This window comes from Siminovitchia jepli, from assembly GCF_047228825.1.
In the GTDB taxonomy this organism is placed as follows: domain Bacteria; phylum Bacillota; class Bacilli; order Bacillales; family Bacillaceae_C; genus Siminovitchia.
On sequence record NZ_JBFEGN010000026.1, the window covers coordinates 17,371 to 42,392 of the forward strand.

Here is a 25,022-nt window from a genome sequence, read left to right on the forward strand (position 1 = left end):
CCACTAATTACGATTATATGTCGTATAATGAAAAAATGCCAGGGAATTTTTTCATTATGTGTTTTTTGCTATAATACTTTTTTGTGCAGGAGGCTTAGTATGAGACGATTTTTTACTTTCATAGCAGTCATCATAACGATTATTTTTTTGTTTGCAGGCCATACATACTGGAAACATAAGACGACTTCGGTAAATGTTGGCGCAACGGTTACTCCGAAGGAAAAAGCGGAACCCGAAAAAGCCAAGGAACCTGTTTTTGATGAGAAAAAACTGGAAAAAGCAGCTAACTGGCCAGAGAAAGCCCAGACAGCTTTTGAAAAAGCCATGTTGAATGAAAAAGCATTGAAAGTAGCCCTTGTCGGCTCGGAAGCATTGGGTAAGGATGCAAATGGCTGGTCTGTTCAGCTGCAAGATGCCTTGGCGGATGCCTATGGGGATGCGCTCGATGTGAAAATTTTTCAATATGAAGAACGGTCCGATGGATTTATCAATTCCGGGCATGACAAAGAAGTCGCCAAATTCAAACCTGATGTTATATTATTTGAGCCATTCACATTAAACGATAACGGAAACGTGGAAGTGGAAGACAGTCACCAGAACATCGAAACCTTTTTATCCAGTATTGAAAAGGAAAATAATGAAGCAGTCGTCATCTTGCAGCCGCCGCATCCCATCCATAATGCGACCATCTATCCTTGGCAAGTGGAGGAGCTGGAGAAATTCGCCGGTAATCACAACTTAACTTTCCTGAATCACTGGCCTGAATGGCCGGATCCGGAAAACGAAGAGCTGCGCTCCTATTTATTGGAGGACCAGAGCGCTCCGAACAAAAAGGGGCACGAAGTGTGGTTTGCGTTTTTAAAGAAATATTTTATTGCGGAATGATTAAGGGCTGTTCGTTCGGATCACAAATGGGCCGATTTGGATGATAAATGAGCTGATTTGGATCATAAAGCCCGAATTTCGGAGAATAAACATTCGAAACCGGATAATAAAGCCCGAATTTCGGAGAATAAACATTTGAGACCGGATAATGAAGCCCGGTTTTCAGATGAAACTAACGCTAAGACATCAAATCGGAAGGGTTCGGCTTTGCCGAACCCTCTTTTTTTTAAAAAAATAAAGGGTTTTCGACGTTTTTCTAGAAATTATTTGATTGAATACATGAAAGAGGTGATTTTTTGCTTAGAAAAAGACCGGTTCCTTACAAAATTCCGGTTCTGGAGGCCATTTTAAAACGCATTTCAAAGAAACATCCCGAAAGGGAGCGGGTGTCGAAGGATTTGGCACACCGAAAATCGGGTTACCGCGGGGAACAAAACTTGGACTACTATTTACGGCAACTTTCTTTTGGATACCAGTATATTTTTCCGGGTCTCCGGCTGCCACACTCGGAAACGGAATTTTTTCAAATCGATTCCCTTCTGCTGACAAACAGATTTTATGTAACATTTGAAGCCAAAAATGTTGCGGGATCTTTACTGGTTGAAGAGCATCAGCTTCAACAAACGATAAATGAACAAACACAAGCCTTCCAAAATCCCCTCGTACAAGCTGAAAACCAACTTTTCCACCTGAACAATCTGATGAAGGATTATCTCCATATCCAGCTTCCACATACTTGCTTTGTCGTCATGACCAATCCCTCTTGTATCATCCATTTTGATCCGTCCTATCGGCATATTGCAGCTCCCAAAATGATCAGGCCTTCTGCCATCCGGCACAAAGTTGAGCATTTTTCCAGGCAATACCCAAACCCTGTTTTATCAACTGAACAGCTCCATCGTCTTGCCACTCTTTTGCTTCAATTGGACACGCCGCTCCGCCATGACATTTTCCAAGAGTTTCATATCAGCAAAAAAGATATTTTACCAGGGTTGTTCTGTAACGATTGCAAACTTCTTACCGTCATAAGATATAGAGGACGCTGGATCTGCACAAGGTGCAAAAAGGAAAATCCCAAAGCCCCTATTGAGGCGCTCATCGACTATTATTATTTAATCGGGAACACCATTACGAACCGGGAGCTGCGTGCTTTTTTCAAACTAAATTCCATTTCTGTCGCGACCAAGCTCCTCGTTGCGCTCGGTCTCCCGGTTTCCGGACAAAAAAGGAACCGGGTGTATCACTTGTCGCTGGAAAAATTGAAAAGCTTATTAAAATAAGAGTTCAGATAATAAAATGCGGAGTTCGGATAACAAAGTGTTGAGTTTGGATAATAAAGTTCGGAATGCGGATAACAAAGTACCGAGTTTGGATAATAAAGAAGTTCAGATAACTCAAAATGCCGAGTGCGGATAATAAAGTGCCGCGTTCAGATAACAAAGTGCCGAGTGCGGATAATAAAGAAGTTCAGATAACTCAAAATGCCGAGTTGGATAATAAAGTATCGAGTTCGGATAACAAAGTGCGGAGTTCGGATAATAAAGTATCGAGTTCGGATAACAAAGTACCGAGTTCGGATAACAAAGTACCGAGTTCAACAAAGTGCCGAGTTGGATAATAAAGTGCCGCGTTTGGATAATAAAGTACCGAGTTCAGATAATAAAGTACCAAGTTCCGTTAACAAAACCAAAAACCTGGTGCTATTTCCTTCGCATCATGAACAGGAGCGGTTTGTCGTTGGCGCTGATGAGTCCGAGAGTGCCGGTCAGGACAAGAAAAATGCAGAGAATGACGATTGACATCCATTCGGTAGCCATGGAAAAAACGATGCCAGCCAAGCTGAAGAGTGCTGCGATCCCGTAGATGGCCAAAACGGCTTGCCTGTGGGAGAACCCGATCAACAGCAGGCAATGATGCAAGTGGGCCTTGTCTGGTGCGGCAATAGGTTTTTTATGTATAATGCGCCTGATAATGGCGAAGAGTGTGTCGGAAATGGGCACTCCCAAAATGATGATGGGAATGATGAAAGAGATAAAGGTGACGCTTTTAAACCCGAGGAGGGACAAAACAGCGATCATGTAGCCAAGGAAAAGGGCGCCGGTGTCTCCCATAAAGATGTTGGCCGGGTAAAAATTGTACACAAGAAAGCCAAGTGTGCTTCCGATGCAAATGAGTCCGAGAGCAAGTACGAAGAAGTCTCCGTGAAGGAAAGCCATGAAGCTGATGGCGGAAAAGGCAATGGCCGAGACACCGGCGGCTAAACCGTCCAGTCCGTCGATCAGGTTGATGGCGTTCGTGATGCCGACGATCCATAACATGGTGATGGGAATGCTAAAAAAACCGAGCTCAATCTGCCCGCCAAACGGGATGTTCAACTCGGTGATCACCAGGCCGCCCAATATGATCACGCTCGCAGCGATGACCTGTCCAAGCAGTTTAAACCTTGCCGGCATTTGCAGTATATCGTCAAGAAAACCGGTCATGACGATAATGAGCGCGCCGGCAATAATCGTGATCATGCGCTGATCGAATGGAAAGATGAGGATCACGCCGGCCAGAAAGCTGGCAAAGATGGCAAGGCCGCCCAAAAGCGGTGTCGGCTGCTGATGGATTTTTCGCTTATTCGGCCGATCGATAGCGCCCCACCGATGTGCCAGGTGTTTTACGGCTGGAGTTAAAATGATCGTGATCATAAAGCAAATGATCGGTGCTGCATACATCAATGGAACCTTCCTCCTCCATCTTAGGATGTGTAAAAATGCGGTGAAATACACAAGTTTTTTCAGATGTAAAAGATGGAGGGCGCATGGTCCGGCTACACTTGTGCCATCAGCAACTCCTTTTGCCGTTCCATGGCCTTCTCTTTGTAGGTTTCCTTTTCTTCCCGCGACATTTTTTTAAAATCGCCCAGAAAAGTTTCGTATTTCGGGATGATTTCCTCCACGGTTCCGACGTCCTTGACCATGCCGTATTCGAGCCAAAGAATTTTTTCGCAAAACTGTCTCATCTGTCCCAGTGAGTGGCTGACGAAGATGAGTGTTTTCCCTTTTTGTTTAAATTCCTTCATTTTGTCAAGGCTTTTTTCGGCAAACGCCCTGTCGCCGACGGACAGGGCTTCATCAATGATTAAAATGTCAGGATCGATATTGACGGAGATGGAAAATCCGAGCCGGGATCTCATGCCGCTGGAATACGACTTCACAGGTTGATCGATGAATTTTCCCAGTTCCGAGAAGTCAATGATTTCCGGTTCCATTTCTTTAATTTCTTCCTTGGAAAAACCGAGCATAAGGAGTTTTAATTCAATGTTGTCCCTTCCGGATAAATCTGCTTTGAGTCCTGCCGCGACAGCGATCAGTGCGGACTGCCCATTTACTTCCACCGTACCCGACGTTTCGGGAACGATCCCGGCAACGATGTTCGCCAGGGTTGATTTTCCGGATCCGTTCATGCCCATAAATCCGATCGAATCGCCTTTTTTCAGTTCAAAGCTGACGTTGGCGAGCGCGTAGAAGTCCTCACCGTAATCTTTGGGGAAAATCAAATCAAACAGGCGCTCTTTCGTTCCGCTGTACAATTTATATTTTTTCGTGACGTTCTTGGCGATGATGGCTTTTTCCATTTTCATCACACCCCGTTACAAATAATCAATAAAATGTCTCCTGAATTTCATATGCAGTTTGGCGCCAAACAGGAGCAAAACAAGGACGACTGTCCAGAAATAAAGGGAATATCTCCAATGCTCGGCAAAATACCAGCCTGTTCCAAACAGCGCGGCCCGGTATCCTTCAATCAAGTAATATAACGGATTGATTTTCATGATCGTCGGAAGCGGCTCTTCCAAAATCGTCACTTGCCATAAAACAGGCGACAAATACAGCAGCATGCGCAACGTCGCATTCAGCAGCATATGCACATCCCGAATGATCGTCGACAACGTGGACGTAATCAGCGAAATGGCGAATACCAGGAAAAAGGTCGCGAAGATAAAATAAAAAATTTGCAAGATATAAACCGTTGCAAAGTAACCGGACGCCTGAAAAATGATAAAGGTAATTCCCAGCAGGATCAGGTGCGTGTAAAACTGCGAAAAAATGACGATGTTCGGAATGACGCTCATCGGAAAATTCATTTTGGACAGCATGAGCAGCCGCGTATAAATTGACTTTGATCCTTGAATGACGGCTTGGTAAAAAAAACTCCATAGCACAAAACCGCCGAGCAGCCAATAGATAAATGGCACTTCAAATCCGGGGGCCACTTCGATATCCGCCCGCTGGCGGATGCTTCCGAAAACGAACCAATAAATCAAAATTTGAATGACCGGGCTGATCACTTCCCACGCCATGCCGAGGTAGTTGCTTTTATTTTTGCTTTTTAATTCATAAAGGGAAAGCCGGCGGATTAAGTAAAAATGCTCAATTTGTTCTTTCAAGATGTTCCATGCAGATTTCATAAGTGAATCCTTTCACAGCCGGTGTACGTTGAACACTTCATTGACGACTCGTTCACTGGCATTCCCGTTATCCAAATAACAAAACTTGTCATAAAAAGTTTTCATTTTTTCAGTAAGGTCAAGGTTACCGATGCTTTTGATTTGCGCGATCAGTTCGTCCGTTGTTTTGACAAGGGGACCCGGGGCTTCTTTTTCAAAATCAAAATAAAAGCCTCGCAAATGGTCCCGGTAATCTTCAATGTCGTAAACGAAAAAGATCATCGGCCGTTTTAAATTGGCAAAATCAAAAAAGACGGATGAATAATCGGTGACGAGAATGTCCGAAATAAGAAACAGGTCGCGAATATCGTCGTACTCGGAAAAATCATACAGAAAACCTTCATAACCGGTTAAATCAAGATTGTCAGCAATGAGATAATGGAGGCGCAAAATGATGATATATTGATCGGCAAGCTCCCGTTTTAACGCCGCAAAATCAAGCTGCGGGTCAAACTTGTACCTTCCCTTGGCATAATATTGGTTGTCCCGCCACGTCGGGGCATATAAAATGACCTTTTTATCCAATGGCAAGCCGCATGATTTCTTGATTTCCGCGATTTTTTCGGCGTTGTTGTTACGGATTAAAAAATCGTTCCGGGGATAGCCCGTTTCAACCATATTTTTTCCGAATAGAAAAGCACGCTTAAAAATTTCCGTCGAGTAGGCATTCGGCGAAATCAAAAAATCCCATTTTCCGGATTCTCTCACAAAGTTCCTTTTATATTTATTCGTGTTCGTTCCCGGCATATAGACCTCTTCCATGTCAAGTCCGAGCTTTTTTAACGGTGTGCCGTGCCACGTTTGAACATAAACGGTTCCCGGGGGTTTTGCCATCCAAAGCGGAAAGCGGCAATTGGTCACCCAATATTTCGCCCTCGTCATCGTGAAAAGCCATGCAAGGGAAAAGCGCCGGACATATGGGAGACCGCGGCTGTCAAATGTTTCCGTACACCGTTTGTCCACGCTCCACACCATTTCATACCCCGAATGATTGTCTCTTAAATATTCATAAATGGCCCGTGGATTGCAGCTATACTGCTTTCCCAAGTAACTTTCAAACACAATGAGTTTTTTGTTTTTCGGCAATGTTAACGCCAACATCCTAAATACCTTTTTATATATTTTTTGCAGTTTTTTTCTCAGTTTTTTGCGCATAGGAATCACCGTACCCATTTGTATTGACATATTGAAAAGTATGTCCAATGAAGCGGGGAATAAACTTATAAAAAGAAGGTATGATGCCCATAATACGTTTAAAAGATTCATTTTATGGGAGGATAACCATGATTTCATTCCTGACGCGCATGTATGCCGCTTTTACAAACGGAGGACCGAACTTTGAGCGGTTTGATTATAATCCCGAAGGCTATTACGTCCATCCGGCGAACCGGAACAGGGACTTTAAAGTTTCGGTCGTCATGCCGGTGTATAATGCGGAAAAAACGCTGCGGAAGACGATTGATTCCGTGATCCGGCAAACGATTGGCTTTGAAAATATTGAATTTTTGATTCTGGATGACAAATCCACTGACAATTCGCGGTCGATCATTATGGAGTACGCCCGTTCCTATCCAAATATCGTGCCGGTTTTTTTTAAAAGCAATAACGGCTCGCCTGCAAAACCGAGAAATGTCGGGATCGATCTGGCGAAAGGCAAATATCTCATGTTTATCGATTCGGACGATTGGCTCAGTAGAAACGGTATAGAAGTGTTATATAAATTGATGGAGAAAACCGGGAATCCTTACGGGATCGGGAGAACGATGAAAGTGGAAGACAAAAAACTTGTCATTACCGGAGAATACAACAGCTGCGAGTATCGGGAGTCGATCAATCCGTGCACGATTCCGCATATTTTTCAGCATTTGGGGCCGACTGCGAGAATGATGAGAACGGCATTTTTAAGAGAACATAACTGCCGCTTTCCGGATATGAGGTTTGCGGAAGACAAGCAGTTTTTCATTGATGTATTAACGAACTGCCCGAACATATCGACGACGAAAGAAGTCATTTATTATGTCAATCGTTATCGGGACAATAAAAGTCTCGTTTCCAAAACATCCATCTTTGAAAAAACAGATACAAATTTGGCGGTGATCAGGCATGTCATCAAGAAAAACTTGCCGGAAAACATCGAGCGGATGGTGCTCAACCGTTTATATGAATTTGACTGCATTACGCGCTTATTCAACCGCCACCATTTTTTGCGGTCGCTGCGAAAAGATAAATATTATAAAAAGTTTGCGGAAGTGCTGGAGACAACCAAAGGGCTGCGGTACGATTTTACCGAAAACTTTTTCGAACCGTGGCACAAAGTGCTCGTCGATCTTTTCAGGGAGGAACGTTATGGCGATATTGTCAAATTAATTGAATGGAGCCTGAAAGACATAACGAAAGAAACGGTCATTCGGGACGGATTGCCGTACTACCGGCTGCCGCTCGAGGAGCCATACCAATGGGCACGGGTCAGCATGCTCGCCCTGTATCAAGACCAGGTAAAAGAGGCTGACCGATTTTTACTGAGAGTAAAAATTTACGGGGACCACTTGGATAAGTTAAATGCATTCGTCATTCGGCAGCGTGATAATGAACTGAATGAGATTCAACTGCCCATTCGCCATGCAGGCGGGGAGTTGTACGAAGTGGAAATTCCGTTTGCCCGCCTGGCCGAACTCTCATCCGCCAGCCATTTCATGTTCATTCGCTATTACGACTACCAGAGACTGTATATTAAAATGAACACGCGCAGAATTTTTGATTATGACAAGCGGCAAATTGATTTTTACACAACGATCGGGGATAACATTGGGGTGAATATAAAGTAGGAGAATTTGGAATGCCATGCGCCATCCGATAAAATTCAAGTAATTCAAGTAATGGCAGGCACCTAGAATATACTCGCGACTTTGGGGAGCCTTCAAATATTATGCGACATATTTCGGGGAGTGACAGGCACTTCAAAAAGGCTGCCCAGAGGCAGCCTTTAATTCGACATATTTCGAGGAGTGACAGTGGCACCCAAAATATTTTATTTCTTTTTCACAGTTACTTTCGCCGCTTTCCCTGTATTCCCGGCTTTATCTTTTGCATACACCTGGAGAACCGTTCCGGCCTTTTGCTTCTTGATCTTTACTGAAAAGTTTCCGCTCTTGTTTGCTTTTGCAGAGCCGATTACTTTCTTTCCTGTCTTCACATATACAGTAGAGTTTGCTTCCGCTTTTCCTTTCACAGCGGTTGATTTAACGGTTACTTTGTTGACTTTCGGGACGGCTGGCGCTGTTTTGTCCACAACCGTTACTTTTCTTGCTTTGCTTACATTTCCTGCTTTGTCGGTCGCCGTTACGTAAAGAACAGTCCCTGCTTTTTGAGTTGATTTTAGCGAGACGGCATATTTGCCGTTCTTATTTGCCGTGGCATTGTTCAATACTTTGCTGCCGGCTTTTACCTTTACTTTTGAACCGGCTTCTGCTTTTCCGGTTACTTTTTTGTCTCTATCGCTGACTGGTGAAGCAGTCGGTATTGCTGGGGGCGTCTTGTCAATGACCGTTATCTTTTTGGCCGGGCTTATATTTCCCGCCTTATCCGTTGCAGTTACGAAAAGGACGGTACCGGCTTTTTGGACAGACGATAATGTTACAGTGAACTTGCCATCGGCACCGGCTTTACTTGAATTAAGAACTTTGCTCCCGGCTTTAACAGTCACCGAGGAGCCTCCTTCGGCGGTTCCCTTTACAGCCTTATCTTTGTCGCTCACTGGAGAAACTGTTGGAGCATTAGGTGCCGTTCTATCAAGAACCGTTACCTTGCTTGCGGGACTTTCATTGCCGGCCTTATCCGTTGCAGTTACGGAAAGGACGGTATCAGCTTTTTGAATGGACGGCAGTGAAACGGAGAACTTGCCATCGCTGCCCGATTTGGCTGTTCCCAGCTTGGTATTTCCGGATTTCACTGATATGGTTGAACCTGCTTCGGCCGTGCCCGTAACACGCTGATCTTTGTCACTCACCGGATTTATAGTTGGTGCCTTTGGTGGTGTTTTGTCTACGACCGTCACTTTTTTTGCCGGACTCAAATTTCCAGCCGGATCCGTCGCTGTTACATAAAGGACGGTGCCGGCTTTTTGGGCGGATGGCAACGGAACGGAAAACTTGCCGTCCGACCCGGTTTTCGCATTGCCAAGTTTGCTGCCGGCTTTTTCAACCCGGATGGTGGAACCTGCTTCAGCAGTTCCGGTCACCACTTTGTCAGAGTCGCCGACTTCATTGACAACGGGCACCCCGGGCGGGGTTTTGTCAATGACGGTTATCTTTACTGCCTCACTTCGGTTCCCCGCCCGATCTTTGGCAAATATCGTTAATACCGTACCGGCTTTTTGCTTAGGGATGGGAACTTTAAAAGCGCCAAGGTCATCCGTTGTGCCAGATCCAATTGTGGAAGCATTGCGCTGGACATAGACAGTCGCTCCTGGTTCTGAAAGCCCGTATACGGCTGTGTTCTGGTCGCCGACCGGTTCGACAAGCGGCTTGCTGGGCGGTGTGACATCTCCCGGATCTTTTTTATCCAGATCAAAGAAGGTGTAGGTGACGTCTTTGCCTTTGGCAGCAGGGATTGTTTCATTCTCCGCTGCTTTTTTGACGACAGCCCCTCCGCCCCTTAAATACGCAGAGGAACGCGTGAACACTTTTGGCTGAATTGCATCAAAGCCCGGTTCCCCTTTAAATCCATAGACACCTGTTTTTTGCTTTAACAAAAGCGCCCCGCGGAAATTGGTCATCAGCTTTCCAAAAGTAATGGATGGATCCATGTACTTTTTCGCTGCATTTTCCACAGCTCTATAATCATTGTTGGCATCAGCCAAAATTTCTTTAAAAATGCCATTCCCCCGGCCCGCCTGCGTTCTCACGTACTGGCCGAAGAGATATGATAAAGAATAGTTGGACAAAGTATCGCCATCATCATCCCAATACAGGAGGGAGTGGCCGTTGGTGATGGAACTCGAAGAATTATAATAATCAATGCGGTCCGTCAACATTTTTCCGGAATAGACTTGTTCCGCAGCCATCGACAATCCTTCATTCAGCCATGTATCCATCGGAAGTCCGCCCTCAACGAACACATTCTGGTTAAAGTTAACCATGTGCTGAAATTCATGGGCCAGCGTCCCATATGCGGCATCGACATTTTTGATTGAACCCATTCCCATTGACGGGTACGTATCTATATAAAAAATTTCTGACCTGTTGGATCCTTCAACATCAAAGAGATCCCCTCCGTAAAAATAGCCGGCGATATATCCGCCATAACCGGTAAACCCATCCTGTATGTCAAAGCACAAAATATGTACTTTGCCATTGCCGTCTACATCTGATTCATTTGCAAAGTTTTGCGTGACGGAAGGATGGATTTTTTGATCAAACTCCTGTCCCAACTTCTGCGCATTTGTGGATGTTATTTGATGATTGTGGACCCATACATTTGTTTTTGTACCTGTATACAGCAGTTTCGCTTCTATCTGATAATCTCTGTCTGTGGCAAAATCATAAGCCCAAAAAGATTTCGTATCTCCAACCCGGTTAAGAGACCTTTTTGAAGCAGGCCTTCTTTCAAGCTTTTTGTCTGCATGTTTTTCCGTATCGAACGGCCTGTTTACATCCAGTTGATAGGCGGCCTTGCCCATTTTCTTGTTCATCGTGTATTTTTCGTTATTGATCGAAAACGCGCCTGTAAATTGCGTTTGATCTGCCACCACGGACTCATTGCTGATCAGAGCATATTTATTTCCTTCCGATGGTTGTTGTCCCCCCGAGTAAAAAGGATTTACCACCTTAAATATCGTTACATCGGAATAATACTCATCGATTGGATCACCGAAAACCCCTGCTCTTAAATAGAGGTATTTCTGGTCTGCAAAATGGGACTTGGGAAGATTCCCGTTCAGTGTGGACTTGGAATGCCCCCAAGTATCGAAGTCAAGATAACCCGCGTATTGCATTTTTCCCCCGGCATCCGTCCATAGTTCTACCCGAAGATACCGGTCTTTCATATAGGCATTGCCAGACTGATATAAAAGACTGAGCTGCATGAAATCATTGGAATAGTCAGCCACTTGATTAAATGTAATATCGTGATATATGTGTTTCGAGTCCACCAAACGGCCGACAAACTCACCTTCATTTTTCAAAGGGTAATCTGCCGGGTTTTGATACTGTTCTTTCATCTCTTTTGCCGATTTCCTTGGTTCTGCATCTCTCTTTAAAACGGACATGAATTCATTAGATTTTTTTGCGTTGTCATCCCAGCCATCTGCAAATCCTTGAATCGGCACCAATAATGAAAAAACAAGAATGAAAACCAGCAGTCTTTTAATCTTTTTCATTCCCTCACCTTTCCTCAACAGGAAGCATTTACTAATTACTAAAATATTATAATCTATGGATCACTCGAAAGCACCACAAACTTTCAAAAAGTTTAAATACTTTTTGTCACTTGAAAAGGACTGCTTGAATGCAAATGGGAAGGACCTGGATTTTAATTTCGTTTTTACCGGGTACCGACCAGCCGGCGGGTTCTTACGGCCAAACAGACCGCCGGGATGTACAAGGCAACGGTGGAATCTCAAATGGATCAAGGATCAAAATTATTTGACATATTTCGAGGAGTGACAGTGGCACTTCAGAAAAAAAAATACTGCACCCCTAATGGTGCAGATTTTTCATTAATTTACGCTTCTTGGAGAGACATCAAGCTTTCCTGTTGCTTTTTTAATCGCTCCTCCCTGTATTGCTCCCGTTCTCTGTTGGTCATTTTATTATATTGCTTCAAAAATGCTTCATATTTTGGAATGACTTCTTCGACTAAACCAAAATCCTTTACCATTCCATATTCAAGCCACAAAATTTTATCGCAAAACTGTTTCATTTGCCCGATTGAATGACTGACAAAAATCATCGTTTTGCCCTGTTGCTTAAATTCTTTCATTTTAGCAAGGCTTTTTTCAGCAAAGGCCTTGTCTCCTACTGACAATGCTTCATCAATAATTAAAATATCCGGGTCCACGGTGACCGATATGGAAAATCCAAGACGTGACCTCATACCGCTCGAGTATGATTTGACCGGCTGGTCAATAAATTTTCCGAGCTCAGAAAACTCGATGATTTCCGATTCGAGCTTTTTAATTTCCTCTTTGGAGAAACCCAGCATAAGCAACTTCAGTTCGATATTGTCCCTTCCGGATAAATCGGCTTTCAACCCTGCAGCCACCGCAATTAAAGCCACCTGGCCGTTTACTTGGACCGAACCGGATGTTTCGGGAACAATGCCGGCGATGATATTGGAAAGTGTTGATTTTCCTGAACCGTTGATGCCGATAAATCCAACGACATCCCCTTTTTCGGCTTCAAAGCTGACATTTGCCAATGCATAAAAATCTTCCCCGTAACTTTTGGGTAAGATCAAATCTAAAAGCCGTTCTTTCGTCCCGTTATATAGTTTATATTTTTTTGTAATGTTTTTTACAATAATGGCTTTTTCCATCATAATCACAACCGTTATAAATAATCAATAAAATGTCTTCTGAATTTCACGTGCAACGCGGAACCGAACAATAATAAAACGACCACTACTGCCCAAAAATAAAGTGTATATTGCCAGTGAACGATAAAATACCATTCCGTTCCAAACAATGAAGAACGATAGCCCTCGATCAGGTAATATAGCGGATTAAGCTTTAAAATCGATGCCACCGGTTCTTTCAATATTGTCATTTGCCAGAGGACTGGCGATAAATACAGCAGCATCCTGAGCGTAGCGTTCAAAAGCATATGGACGTCCCTGATAATCGTCGATAACGTAGATGTAATCAACGAAATAGCAAAAATTAAACAAAACGCTGCGAACATATAATAAACAATTTGTGTAAAATAAAGAGTCGCATGGAAACCGGTTAGCTGAAATATAAGAAAAGCAATCCCCAGCATAAACAGGTGAATGTAAAATTGAGAAAAGATCACAATATTGGGGATTACACTCATTGGAAAATTCATTTTGGACAACATTCGCAGTCTCGTATAAATAGATTTTGACCCTTGAATCGTAGATTGATAAAAAAAGGTCCAAAGAATAAACCCTCCGAGCAGCCAGTTGATGAAAGGCACTTCAAACCCGGGTACAACCTCTATATCGGCCCTTTGCCGGATGCTTCCGAAAACAAACCAATAAATCAAAATTTGAATGACGGGGTTAATCACTTCCCACGCCATTCCCAAATAATTGCTTTTGTTTTTGCTCTTTAGTTCATATAAAGAGAGTCTTCTGATCAAATAAAAATGTTGAATTTGCTCTTTAATGACAATAATTGCTGATTTCATGTTATATCCTTTCAAAACTATAGGTACGCTATTGCATTATTAAATTATACAAGGAGGATATGGAAAAGACAATAAAAGATAGGGAGTGCCAGGTTTTAAACCGGTTGCCAACTTATACCTCTTTATGCCGTTTGAAAAATACATCAACCTATTTATAGAAATACTATTGTTTTCTCATTCAACATTAACGTAAAATGATTTTATAATAAAGAGCACGAAAAGCTAGGGAGGATAAAATGCGCTTTCTAAATCGGTTATTTGCACCTGCTTCAAAAAGAGAAGGAACTGCTCTTCAAGCTTCCTATAATGAAGAAGGCTATTACATACATTCCGCCGCACCAAAAAAACAATATCATGTGACGGTAATTTTGCCTGTTTTTAATGCTGAAAAAACTTTGAAAAAGACGATTGATTCGGTCATCAATCAGACAATTGGCTTTGAAAATATCGAATTGATTATTATTGACGATAAGTCAACAGACAGTTCCCAATCTATTATATTAGATTATGCAAAGTCCCATCCAAACATTGTGCCTGTCTTTTACAAAAAAAATAACGGGTCACCCGCGAAACCGCGAAATACCGGAATGGACCTGGCAAAGGGCAAGTACATCATGTTCCTCGATTCCGATGACTGGCTAACTTTGAATGGAATCGAAATTTTATACAAGCTCCTGGAAAAAACCGGGGATCCCTATGCGATTGGAAGAACAATGAAAACAGAAGACAATAAATTGACCATTACAGGTGAGTATAACAGCTGTGAAAACAGGGAATCCATTGACCCTTGTTCCATCCCCCATGTCTTTCAACATTTGGGACCGACAGCCAGAATGATGAGGGCAGATTTTTTGAAGGAACATCATTTCAGATTCCCTAACATGCGATTTGCAGAGGACAAACAATTTTTTATTGATGTATTGACGAATTGCCCCACGATATCAACAACGAAAGAGATTATTTATTATGTCAATAGGAATAAAGAGAACAAAAGCCTGACTTCAAAAACATCCATATTTGAAAAAACGGATACGAACCTTGAGGTCATCAAGTATGTGATTCAAAAGAACTTGCCGGAACGTATCGAAAGAATGGTATTGAACCGATTATATGAATTCGATTGTATTACAAGATTATTTAACAGGCAGCATTTTTTAAAATCCAGACAAAAGGAAAAATATTTTAAAAAATTCGCCAAAGTTTTAGAAACCACCAAAGATTTGACCTACGACTTCACCGAAAACTTTTTCGAACCGTGGCATAAAGTGCTGGTTGATTTATTTAAAGAACGGAGATTTGACGATATTGTCACCCTGATCAATTGGAGCTTGAATGAGTCGATAAAGAAAACGGTTGTCATAGACGGACTTCCATATTATAAGCTGCCATTTGAGGAGGAGCCCTATCAGCTTGCAAGGATCAATATGCTGGCTGTCTTCCATGCTTCAGAGAAAAAGAACGATAAGCTTAGATTACAAGTCCACATTTATGGGGATCCGCAGCATCAAATTGATAGCTTAGTCATGCGTGAACGAAACAATCATTTGGTAGAAGTACTATTTCCCATTAAACAAATAGACCAGACTCTCTATGAAGCTTCCATTCCCTATGACCAACTGGAAAAACTATCATCTGCCAGTTATGCAATATATATACAATACGACCAATATCGGAAAATGATGATCAAAATGAATTCCCGAAACGTCATTACGCAAAAACAAAAGAAATTCGATTTTTACACGACCATTGGGGATAATTACGGGTTAATTGTAAAAGAAAATTAAAAAAGCGGAGGCTGCATTTTCATCCAGCCTCCGCTTTTACTTTTTAATATATCCCCAGATATTCTTCCAAAGTCAAACCGCTATTGTATACCTTGGTTGCAAGGTTTACACCCAGATATCTTAAATGCCATGGCTCATAAATATATCCTGTTATATGCTCTTTCCCTTTTGGATAGCGGACAATAAATCCGTATTTATGGGCATTTTTCGCAATCCATTTACTTGCATTTGTATGTTCAAAACCTTCTTCTGCCCATAAATGTTCTTTTCCTACTTCTCCTACATCAAATGCCAATCCGGTTTGATGTTCGGATTGCCCCGCTTTGGCACTGTAGCGATTCGCCGCCTCTACACCATGTTTCCTTGCATATCTATCAAAAAGATTTTTTTGATATGAATAAGAGCGATAGGTACTAAAGGCTGTCAAACGGAATCCGCTTTTCTTGGCGTCCTTCGCCATTTGATTGAAGGCTTTCCGGGCTGCCGGATTCTCTCCAGGAGCATGGGAGGCGGGCAACGGGTAATTCTTACTCACAATCAGGACCCCATTGATGTATGTAGGGGAGTTGGCTTTTTTCTTTGTCGGTCCCACGTCCTTGTTATAAATATAACCGGTTTTCCGTTTCCCATTTATATAAACGGCGGCTGTATGCCAAGTTGAGTTATATGGGCGGTATTGCAATAAATGGCCTATTTTATAAGCTTTCAATTTCCCGCTGCTTTTGGATGGTTTGTTGTAAACATATGTTGGATTCAGCTGGGCGTAGCCTTTTAAAATGGGTACGTCTGGACCGGCATCGTGAACGTTTAAATACCCATTTTGAGCCTTGCCGTTCACATATACTGTTGCTTGATGCCAGTTGGCGTTATAGGCTCGGTATTGGAGCAGATGTCCTTGTGCGTAGCTTTTTAACTTTTTGGATTTTCTATTGGGTTCACTGTAAATATACACAGGATTAGCCAACGCATATCCCTTCAGCTTTGTATCAAGGGCTCCTGTATCACCTGCATAAATGTAGCCTGATTGGGCTTTCCCCCCCACATATACAGTGGCCTGGTACCAATTGGAGGTAAAAGTTTTGTATTTTAGGATGCTCCCATATTTGTAGTTTTTCAGAACCTTAGAATTTGTGGAAGCTGTCGAAAAAACGCGAGTGGGATTTTTTATGCCGACTCCTTTTAAAGTGGTTTGCCTAGCAACCGCTGTTTCCACATCGTTTTTATCAATGAAACCTGTATAACCTTTACCATTTTGATAGACTGTTGCCATAAACCAATCGGAATTGTAAGTGCGGTATTTTAAAATATGGCCTTTTTTATATGTTTTTAGTTTTTTTGCGTTTCTCGAAGTATCATCATACACATGGGTCTGGTTTGCCAGTGCAATCCCATTAACGAACGGCGTTTTAATTTGATAGCCCACATCAGAAGCTTTTATAAAGCCTGTTTTGGCCTTTCCTTCTATAATGACTGTCGCCTCATGCCACTTCGATGAAAAAGCCCGATACTTGAGCAATTGGCCAAAGTTATATTTTTTTAGGGTTTTAGATTCCTGAGTTGGTTGTTCATACACTTGTACCGATTGCTTTAGGGCATAACCTTCAAGAGGCCGGGAATCGACCAGTAAATCGACATCACTTTTCAATATGTAACCCGATTGTTTCTTTCCACCTACATAGACAGTGGCCGAATACCAATTGCCGTCATTGACCTGGAAGTGGAGAATATGACCTTGCTTATAGGATTTTAATATTTGCGAGTCTTTCTTTTTTTCCATATACACTTTTGTTGGATTTTGCAGGGCCACACCTCGTAAAGATGGTGCCAGGCTTGCCGCTGAAAAAGAACTTGGCTCTGCTTTCTCAGGGCTTTCACTTTTTACCTGTTGATCCGCTTTATGGTTTTCTTTTTCTTCCAAGTTCGGAGTTGCCTTCGGATCAGCATTTGGTATTTCCCTTGCTTCCTCTGACGTTTCTAATTCTTGCTTATTATCATTCTTGTTCTCTTCTTGTTGTACTTCTGCATCACTCGGCTCTTCGGCAGCAGCTTCCTCAGAATGTTCAATGTCCCCTTCCGGCTCCCCGGCACTTAACACTTCTTCTTCATTCGTTTGGGCAAACATCAATTGGGGAAATTGCTGAAAGGCCAATACCGCTATGATTCCTAAAATCATTGTCTTATATAGACGTACCATGAAATCCCTCCGCTCCTTAAAACATTTCATTGAATGATGGTTACTGCTTTTACCATTGTATCATAATGGGTATTCCTTCCAATCTAAAAATATTTTTTTTGCAAACTGTCGACTATACGCATCATCCGCAAGCGAAAGTAAAAAAGACCGTTTCCAAAAAAAACAGCCTTTTTTCTTAAGATATTATTTTTCCTTAAAAACTTCATTCACAACACGCTCACTGGCGCGGCCATCCTCCAAATAACAGAATCGTTTGTAAAAGTCTTCTATATTCTCAGATGAAATAAAGCCGTTCCGATCGATGGCCTTAATTTCGGCAATTAACTCATCCGTCGTTTTTACTAGCGGACCGGGTGCTTTTTCTTCCAGATCAAAATAAAAACCGCGCAAGCTGTCCCGATACCTCTCTATATCGTAAACAAAGAAAATCATTGGCCTTTTCAAGTTGGCGTAATCAAAAAATACTGAAGAATAATCTGTAATCAAAAGATCGGCAATCAAATATAGATCCCTTATATCCTCATAATGTGATAAATCAAATACGAAATCCTCAAAGCCTGTTAAGTAAAGGTGTTCGGAAACCAAGTAATGCAGTCTTAAGGCAATAATATAATCCTTTCCCAACTCTTTTCTCATTTTCTCAAAATCCATTTGAAGATTTGCTTTGTACCTGCCAACAGAGTAATATTGATTATCTCGCCAAGTCGGTGCATATAAAATCACTTTTTTATCCTTGGGAAGATGACATTTCTCCTTGATGGCATCAATGAGACCTTTATCATCTTGATGGTTAACGATAAAGTCATTTCTGGGATATCCCGACTCAATCATTGTTTTATGAAATCCAAAGGCCCGTTTAAAAATCTCTGATGAATAAGCATTTGGCGATACGAGATAATCCCATTTGCTTGCCTCTTTTAAAAAATTTGCTTTATACCTGTCTGTATTCGTACCTGGCATATGAACTTCCTCTATGTCCGCTCCCAACTTTTTTAATGGTGTTCCATGCCACGTTTGGACATACACAGTACCTTTTGGCTTTGGAATCCAAAGGGGCAAACGCGCATTCACGATCCAGTATTTTGCTCTGGCCATGGATAACAACCATCTTAAGGATAGTCTTTTTATGTACTTTACATTGCCCGCTTTTTCAAACCGATCAACATGTCTGCGATCTGCTGCCCATATCAAGTCATATTTCGTACCTTTGCTCTTCATATATTCGTAAATCGCTCTCGGACTGTCGCTATATTGTTTGCCGTGAAAGCTTTCGAATATGATGATATCTTTTTTGGGCAATAACCCGGCAATATTAAAAGTGTATTTATACATTTTCCGAACGAACTTTCCTCTTCGGAATCTGACCAAAGCCGATACCAATTTTCCAAGCATACATATATTCCTTTCCGCAGTTTTTCAGTTTTTTATTTCATTATATCATTATGGGAATACGGATCACGTACATTCTAAAAAATGATACGCATTGCAAAAGGGCGGAACATATCGTTCGCCCTTTTCCTTGTTATCGACCAATCGATTTTTTAAATTGTTCCAGCGTTGTGTCAAAACGCACCCTTACTCTTTTTAACTCATAAGGAGAATCATTTGTATTGGCGATGCCTGGTTTTGTTGTTACTGCATAATCATAATATTTCTTCGTTTCAGCAATTACAAGGTCGTTGTAGCTTCCGTAAGGATAAGCAAGCACCCTAACCTTTTTCCCGGTAAGTTGTTCCAATTTTAACTTGTTGTCGCGTAATTGTTCCGTGTAATTGATGCGGCCTGCCGTTTCATTATCATTAAAAAACGGGTGGGTCATTGTATGCGATTGGATGGAAATAATTCCGGAATCGCTCATCTCTTTGATTTGCGCCGCTGATAAATAATTTTTTACATCAATTTTAGCACCTATTATAAAGAAAGTAGCTTTTGCTTTGAAAGATTTGTCATTGACTTTTTTTAATATTTCATATGCAATCATGTTATTTTCGTAACCATCATCAAAAGTGATGATAATGGGATTTTTAATATTTTTGATGTTAGGAATCTCATCAAAATGAATTGGCGTAAATCCTGCCGTTTTTAAGTAATTCATTTGTTTTTGAAAGTTTTCTGATTTTACAAACAAACCATATCCTTCAGGAACGGGATTTTCACCAATTTGATGATACATTAGAATTGGGATATCAAATCCCGGTTTCTTTTTGACAGGTAAATCTCCTACATCCTTCACATGAATATAGCCGGTTTGCGCCTTGCCTTTCACATAAACAGTCGCTTTATGCCAAAATTCATTATAAGGTCGAATTTGCAATAGCGTTCCTTTTTTGTAACTTTTTAGTTTGGTAGAATTTCTGGAAGTTTTGCTGTACACGTAAGTAGGATTTGCTAAGGCATGAGCTCGAAGAGTAGCTGGATTTGGACTTACATCACCTGTATAAACATATCCAGTCCGAGCTTTCCCATTTACATATACAGTTGCACGAAACCAGTTCGAATTATATGGACGATATTTAAGAGAATGTCCTTTTTTATAACGTTTCAATACCGTAGCAGCTCGGGAAGCATCACTATATATTGCTGTAGCATTTGCTTTCGCATAGCCTGTTAAGGGACTGTTTAAATCAGTGTTAACATCACTTTTGAATATGTAGCCGGTTCGGGGCTTTCCGTTTACATTGACGGTTGCCTTATACCAATTATTGGAAAACGGGCGGATTTTCAGAATGTGACCATATTTATAGTCTTTAAGGGCCTTCGATTCTTTGGAAGCAAGCGAATATATTCGGGTTGGCTGCTTGATTGCGACCCCGGTTAATGGTTGCTGCCCCTCTATAATGGGCTCAACATCCATTGTAGAAATGTAACCTTTTTTAGCTTTTCCGCCTACATAAACAGTAGCCTCAAACCAATTTTTTGAAAACGTTCGGTATTGCAAAATTTGACCAGACTTATAGTTTTTGAGAATGTTTGAGTCTTTGGAAGCGGCCGAATATACCGAAGTTGCCCTTTTGATTCCTATTCCTTTCATTACTTGTTGTTTTGTATCAATTGTCTCAACATCTTTTGCCGAAATATATCCCGTGTGCTTAACTCCGCTCACATAGACTGTTGCAGTATACCAATCTTTATTGTAACTGCGGTATTGTAAAATGCTCCCTTTTTTGTAGCTCTTTAATATTTTTGATGTAGCATTTGCTGAGCTGAATACGTTTGTTTTTTGTAAGGCAACGCCCCTTACGCTTTGTGCCCGCTCATGGTTTCCGACATCGCCTTTATGTATGTATCCTCTATAAGAGATGCCATTTATATAAACAGTTACAACATACCATTCTGATGAATAAGGGCTATAAACGAGATGCTGATTGTAGTTGTAATTTTTTAAAACCGTTGCATCCCTTGAAGGACTGGCATAAACGGAAACCGGTTGTTTTAATGCATACCCTTGTAATCTTTCTCCCGTTGCTTTTTCATTACTGGCAGATGCATTGGACAGGAAAAAAAATGAAAAAGATAAGACGATAAGCAGAGCAACGAATAAATTTTTGGAACGAAACATTCAGACTTGACCCCCAATTTGTCTCTTTAATACGTATGTCATCATACCATATTACGATTAAAAATAGCAGACCATTTTGAATAAAAATCGCGATAACCGTTTGAGTGAAATCCTACTCATCTAGTTCTGGCGAAAGTCCTAAAAAAAGCTAAAATGATTTCCGGGGAAAGGTTGCGCCTTCCCCCAGAAAACCATTTCATCGACATGCAATGAATATTTCTTTATTGTTTCCTCGCTTTATAAAGTTTGGCACTTTCTTTGGCCACGAACAGCCCGACTGCCTGATTTTCATTCCAGACTTGGGAAAAGATGGAAATGGGTGGATTTGTCTCAAATACATATGGTGCGATTTCAGGTGTAAAACCAGGCCGCTTTCTTTTTTCAATAAACCAATCCGTATATCCGCCGCCCGATGGGTTTGACCCTGGGTAAACCAATCGATAACCGGTTAATTTTCCAATCTCTTTAGCATAGGTGTGGTCCCGATGATAGGCTGCTCCCGTTTGTTTATAATACCAGTATAAAATTTGGCCGCTGCTGTGATAGGCTACAGCGATTTCAGGATCAATCTCCGCGTCAAGCTTAAGGACCGCTTTTACTTCCGAAGCCGTTGCAGGGGCTTTTCCTTTATGGCTTTTATAATTGGGCCTTCCGACATTACCGGCAATTGTTTTCCATCCTGCATCGTACTGCCTGTTTAAATCTACTCCTTTAATGTTGGCTTTCCAACGTTTAAAATCTTTACTCCCATTATTCATTTTTATTAAGGATGCGTGCATGCTTTTTGGATAGGCCTTTAAACCTTGCTGTTGAAGCGTAACGCCATCGGGATTCACCATCGGGATAAACCAAATCGTTGTCTCGTTCAGGATACTTCTGGCATCGTATCCTTTTATTTTGCTATTTTTCCGATAAGCTTTGGCATATTGTTCGATCATGTACATATTCAAATTGGTCGTTAGCCATTCACGGGCGTGATGCGAGCCGTTTATAACGGTAGTTGCCTTTCCTTTTCCAAGTGAGACGGCGTAAATATTGCGTCCATATTCGGATTTTCCGACCACTCTATACGTTATGAGATCGGGGTATGCCTTTTGAAGGCTCTTTATATCGGCAACCATATGATTATAGGTGTACACTTTGTAAGGATTGACAAAAGATATCTCTGTCGCTGCCCCTGCATCACTTTTATGGATATAGCCGGTGCGCGGCTTCCCATTAATATATACTGTAGCTTTATACCAGCTGGCATTATGATAGCGGAATTTTAATAATTGGCCCTTTTGATATGTTTTTATTTTGGGTGCATTTCTTGATGTTTGACTGTAGACATACGTTGGGCTTTTTTTGGCATAACCCGATAATATCGGCGCTGAGCCACTGACATCATTTTTGTGTATGTAGCCGGTTCCAGCTTTGCCGTTAACATAAACGGTGGCAATGTGCCAATTGGAATTGAACGGTCTAAATTTAAGTTGATGACCTTTGTTGTAAGTCTTTAACTTTGCGGAGCTTTTGGATTGGTTCGCATATACATGGGTTGGATCGGAAGATGCGTATCCTGTGATCATAGGCGCATTTGGGGACACATCTTTTGTCCTGATATAGCCGGTTTGGGCTTTTCCATTCACAATGACCGTTGCTATGAACCAATTGGATTGATAGCCCTGATATTGCAGCACATGGCCTCTCTTATAGCTTTTTAAAACAGCTGAATATGGATTCGGATTTGAGTACACAGGGGTCGTCTTGTTTATTGCATATCCTTTTAACTTTGTATGAAGCTCATTTACATCGTCTGCTTTGAGATAACCTGTCTGCTTTTTTCCTTTCACATAAACCGTTACCTCATGCCATGCAGATGTAAAAGTCCTGTACTGAAGGATACTTCCGTATGCATAGCTTTTTACCGCTGCTGCATGAGTAGAAGGAGAGGAATATATACGTATCGTCTCCTTTGTCCCGACACCTTTTTGGGAAGTCGGGGACACCTCTGCCGATTCTACATCTTTCGCATATATGTAGCCCGTTTCCGCTTTGCCATTCACATACACAGTAGCGATATGCCAATTGGTATTGTAGCTTCTGTATTTTAATACGTGTCCTTGTCTATATGTTTTCCATGTACCTGAATCTTTGGAAGGCTTTTTGTAAACAGGGGTTTTCGCCAGCAAGGCAACGCCTCTTACCATCGGCGATTGTTGTATGCTTCCTGTATCCGAGGCATGTATATAACCTGTCTTTGGCTTACCTCCAACATAGACAGTCGCTTCGTGCCATTGGGATGAAAAAGCCCGATATATCAATCTTTGATGATAGTTGTATGTCTTTAAAACTTTAGCACTTCGGGCAGGCTTTTCGTATACAGCTACCGGCTGTTTTAAAGCATGTCCTTCCAGCCTGTCCGATTCGACTAATGGATCAACATCTTTAGCATGTACATAGCCCTGCAACCTTTCTCCATTTACATAAACAAAAACAAGATGCCAGTCGGAGTCCAGCGGCTGCAAAATGAGTATATGCCCTTGACTATAGGCTTTCAGCACTTCAGAGCTCTTATCTTTATCAGCATATACATTGGTTGGAGCTTGCAGTGCCACTCCACGGATACTTGCTTCTTGTTTGGGCATCATATTAAGATTTACACTTTTTTGGACTGCTTCGGGACCTTCACTTTTCTTGGGTCCTTCCTCCGTATTTGAAGGAGGCTCCGTACTTGATTCATCCATATTTTTTTCTGAATGGGATTCCTCTTTTGGACCGTCTGTTTCCGGTGTTTTCGGATCTTTGTTCTCTTGCGCTTCGTCCAATTTTTGCTTAACCTTTGACCGTTGATATGCTTGCAAATCAAATCCCGGCTCCAGCCGTTTCTTTCTGAATTCCTCAGCCTCTTCAATGTTTATAATATGGTCATTTTTTACATATCCAGCTTCATATGCCGTTTCACCATCCTTTTCACCCTTGTAGCGTACATATGTTACTGCATCATTCGCGTGTTCGATCTCCACCACCGTATCGTCCGGGATCAAAAGCTTGACTTCCTCTAACGATTCATCTGCAAATATTTCAATCTCTTCTTCCGGGTTTTCGGCAAAGAGTACGCCTAATGTACGGCTATTTTCTAACATATCAGCTGCAGAATTTTGCGGTAAAAGCTGAAAGAGTAATACAGATACTGTCAAGATAGTAAAAAGCCTGCTCATTTTAAACATTCAAATCCCCCATCAAAATTTAATAGATTAAAAGAAAACGATCTTACGATCATTTTATATTTAAATATAGAGAGAAGAGGCCTCTATCCATCAAGGGCCTCATGTTTCCTCATTACATAAAATAATCGTGCACCCCCAAGAGAATTCCTTGGGCTGCTCGTCGCCGGTAACTGCTGCGCCAGCATTTCCCGGATGATCCGGAAATCCTGTCTCTACCAACACACTTGATATGTTGGTTTCACGAATTACGTGGAAATTACCGGGTCACCCTCCCAGCCGTCAATGCTGATAAAAATATCAGTACACTTCTTCCTCCAGTTCCTCGGATTGATTTGGCACTGCAGTCATTGTTTGTTGCGGTATTAATGAACAGAGCAGAGCAAGTATGATGATGCCAATGCAAATTCAACAATCCCTCTAACCTATTCATCCTCCTCAGTATCAGATAGACTCTCGGCATTCGCCGAGTTAGATGGGTCAAAGGATCTCTTGACCCAACTGTTTGATTCCCCTCCTACTTTGTAGGA

13 protein-coding genes and 2 pseudogenes are annotated in these 25,022 nt (G+C 41.8%); 4 read left to right on the forward strand and 11 right to left on the reverse strand.

Annotation, left to right across the window (positions count from 1 at the left end; translation table 11 throughout):
* Positions 1–99: 99 nt before the first annotated feature.
* On the forward strand, positions 100–885 hold the full coding sequence (locus tag AB1L08_RS10810) for an SGNH/GDSL hydrolase family protein (RefSeq protein WP_413064663.1): 786 nt from the start codon (positions 100–102) through the stop codon (positions 883–885).
* A gap of 296 nt (positions 886–1,181) precedes the next feature.
* Positions 1,182–2,165 carry a nuclease-related domain-containing protein gene (locus tag AB1L08_RS10815; RefSeq protein WP_413064664.1) on the forward strand — a complete coding sequence of 328 codons (984 nt, stop codon included), beginning with the start codon at positions 1,182–1,184 and terminating at the stop codon, positions 2,163–2,165.
* A gap of 420 nt (positions 2,166–2,585) precedes the next feature.
* On the opposite strand, the gene AB1L08_RS10820 is transcribed toward AB1L08_RS10815, so the two are convergent.
* The 4 genes and pseudogenes from AB1L08_RS10820 to AB1L08_RS10835 form a co-directional block, all read right to left on the reverse strand.
* On the reverse strand, positions 2,586–3,608 hold the full coding sequence (locus AB1L08_RS10820) for a glycosyltransferase family 4 protein (RefSeq protein ID WP_413064665.1): 1,023 nt from the start codon (positions 3,606–3,608) through the stop codon (positions 2,586–2,588).
* A 92-nt stretch (positions 3,609–3,700) separates the two neighbouring features.
* Positions 3,701–4,507, reverse strand: a complete 807-nt coding sequence (tagH, locus tag AB1L08_RS10825; RefSeq protein ID WP_413064666.1) for a teichoic acids export ABC transporter ATP-binding subunit TagH — start codon at positions 4,505–4,507, stop codon at positions 3,701–3,703.
* 15 nt (positions 4,508–4,522) lie between these two features.
* On the reverse strand, positions 4,523–5,341 hold the full coding sequence (locus AB1L08_RS10830; protein ID WP_413064667.1) for an ABC transporter permease: 819 nt from the start codon (positions 5,339–5,341) through the stop codon (positions 4,523–4,525).
* A gap of 12 nt (positions 5,342–5,353) precedes the next feature.
* Positions 5,354–6,526: pseudogene (locus tag AB1L08_RS10835) on the reverse strand (CDP-glycerol glycerophosphotransferase family protein); the annotation flags it as partial.
* 137 nt (positions 6,527–6,663) lie between these two features.
* Here AB1L08_RS10835 and AB1L08_RS10840 point away from each other — a divergent pair.
* Entirely contained in the window at positions 6,664–8,205 is a 1,542-nt protein-coding gene (locus AB1L08_RS10840) for a glycosyltransferase family 2 protein (RefSeq protein ID WP_413064668.1), read from the forward strand.
* Between the two features lie 203 nt (positions 8,206–8,408).
* Here the strand turns inward: AB1L08_RS10840 and AB1L08_RS10845 are convergent, their stop codons facing one another.
* From AB1L08_RS10845 to AB1L08_RS10855, 3 genes are all read right to left on the reverse strand, one after another.
* A complete protein-coding gene (locus AB1L08_RS10845) occupies positions 8,409–11,756 on the reverse strand; it encodes an Ig-like domain-containing protein (protein WP_413064669.1) in 3,348 nt (1,115 codons plus the stop codon).
* 344 nt (positions 11,757–12,100) lie between these two features.
* Entirely contained in the window at positions 12,101–12,913 is an 813-nt protein-coding gene (gene tagH, locus AB1L08_RS10850; RefSeq protein ID WP_413064670.1) for a teichoic acids export ABC transporter ATP-binding subunit TagH, read from the reverse strand.
* A 14-nt stretch (positions 12,914–12,927) separates the two neighbouring features.
* Positions 12,928–13,746: an ABC transporter permease gene (locus AB1L08_RS10855; protein ID WP_413064671.1), complete on the reverse strand. Its 819-nt coding sequence runs from the start codon at positions 13,744–13,746 to the stop codon at positions 12,928–12,930.
* A 236-nt stretch (positions 13,747–13,982) separates the two neighbouring features.
* On the opposite strand from AB1L08_RS10855, the gene AB1L08_RS10860 reads away from it, so the two are divergent.
* On the forward strand, positions 13,983–15,530 hold the full coding sequence (locus AB1L08_RS10860; RefSeq protein ID WP_413064672.1) for a glycosyltransferase family 2 protein: 1,548 nt from the start codon (positions 13,983–13,985) through the stop codon (positions 15,528–15,530).
* A gap of 43 nt (positions 15,531–15,573) precedes the next feature.
* Here the strand turns inward: AB1L08_RS10860 and AB1L08_RS10865 are convergent, their stop codons facing one another.
* The 4 genes and pseudogenes from AB1L08_RS10865 to AB1L08_RS10880 all read right to left on the reverse strand — a co-directional run bounded on the left by AB1L08_RS10865 (position 15,574) and on the right by AB1L08_RS10880 (position 24,495).
* Positions 15,574–17,724 carry a M15 family metallopeptidase gene (locus AB1L08_RS10865; RefSeq protein WP_413064673.1) on the reverse strand — a complete coding sequence of 717 codons (2,151 nt, stop codon included), beginning with the start codon at positions 17,722–17,724 and terminating at the stop codon, positions 15,574–15,576.
* Positions 17,725–17,907: 183 nt separating this feature from the next.
* Positions 17,908–19,107: pseudogene (locus AB1L08_RS10870) on the reverse strand (CDP-glycerol glycerophosphotransferase family protein); the annotation flags it as partial.
* Positions 19,108–19,246: 139 nt separating this feature from the next.
* The gene (locus AB1L08_RS10875; RefSeq protein ID WP_413064674.1) at positions 19,247–20,827 is read right to left on the reverse strand and encodes a polysaccharide deacetylase family protein; all 1,581 of its coding nucleotides are present in this window, start codon (positions 20,825–20,827) and stop codon (positions 19,247–19,249) included.
* 677 nt (positions 20,828–21,504) lie between these two features.
* Complete coding sequence (locus AB1L08_RS10880) at positions 21,505–24,495, reverse strand: M14 family zinc carboxypeptidase (RefSeq protein ID WP_413064675.1); 2,991 nt, start codon at positions 24,493–24,495, stop codon at positions 21,505–21,507.
* Between the last annotated feature and the right edge of the window lie 527 nt (positions 24,496–25,022).

Excerpts from the sequence above, each read along its gene's own strand:
- tagH (WP_413064670.1), bottom strand. The coding sequence starts at position 12,913 with ATGGAAAAAGCCATTATTGTAAAAAACATTACAAAAAAATATAAACTA.
- tagH (WP_413064666.1), bottom strand. The coding sequence starts at position 4,507 with ATGGAAAAAGCCATCATCGCCAAGAACGTCACGAAAAAATATAAATTG.
- AB1L08_RS10830 (WP_413064667.1), bottom strand. The coding sequence starts at position 5,341 with ATGAAATCTGCATGGAACATCTTGAAAGAACAAATTGAGCATTTTTAC.
- AB1L08_RS10860 (WP_413064672.1), top strand. The coding sequence starts at position 13,983 with ATGCGCTTTCTAAATCGGTTATTTGCACCTGCTTCAAAAAGAGAAGGA.
- AB1L08_RS10810 (WP_413064663.1), top strand. The coding sequence starts at position 100 with ATGAGACGATTTTTTACTTTCATAGCAGTCATCATAACGATTATTTTT.
- AB1L08_RS10845 (WP_413064669.1), bottom strand. The coding sequence starts at position 11,756 with ATGAAAAAGATTAAAAGACTGCTGGTTTTCATTCTTGTTTTTTCATTA.
- AB1L08_RS10865 (WP_413064673.1), bottom strand. The coding sequence starts at position 17,724 with ATGGTACGTCTATATAAGACAATGATTTTAGGAATCATAGCGGTATTG.
- AB1L08_RS10855 (WP_413064671.1), bottom strand. The coding sequence starts at position 13,746 with ATGAAATCAGCAATTATTGTCATTAAAGAGCAAATTCAACATTTTTAT.
- AB1L08_RS10840 (WP_413064668.1), top strand. The coding sequence starts at position 6,664 with ATGATTTCATTCCTGACGCGCATGTATGCCGCTTTTACAAACGGAGGA.
- AB1L08_RS10880 (WP_413064675.1), bottom strand. The coding sequence starts at position 24,495 with ATGTTTAAAATGAGCAGGCTTTTTACTATCTTGACAGTATCTGTATTA.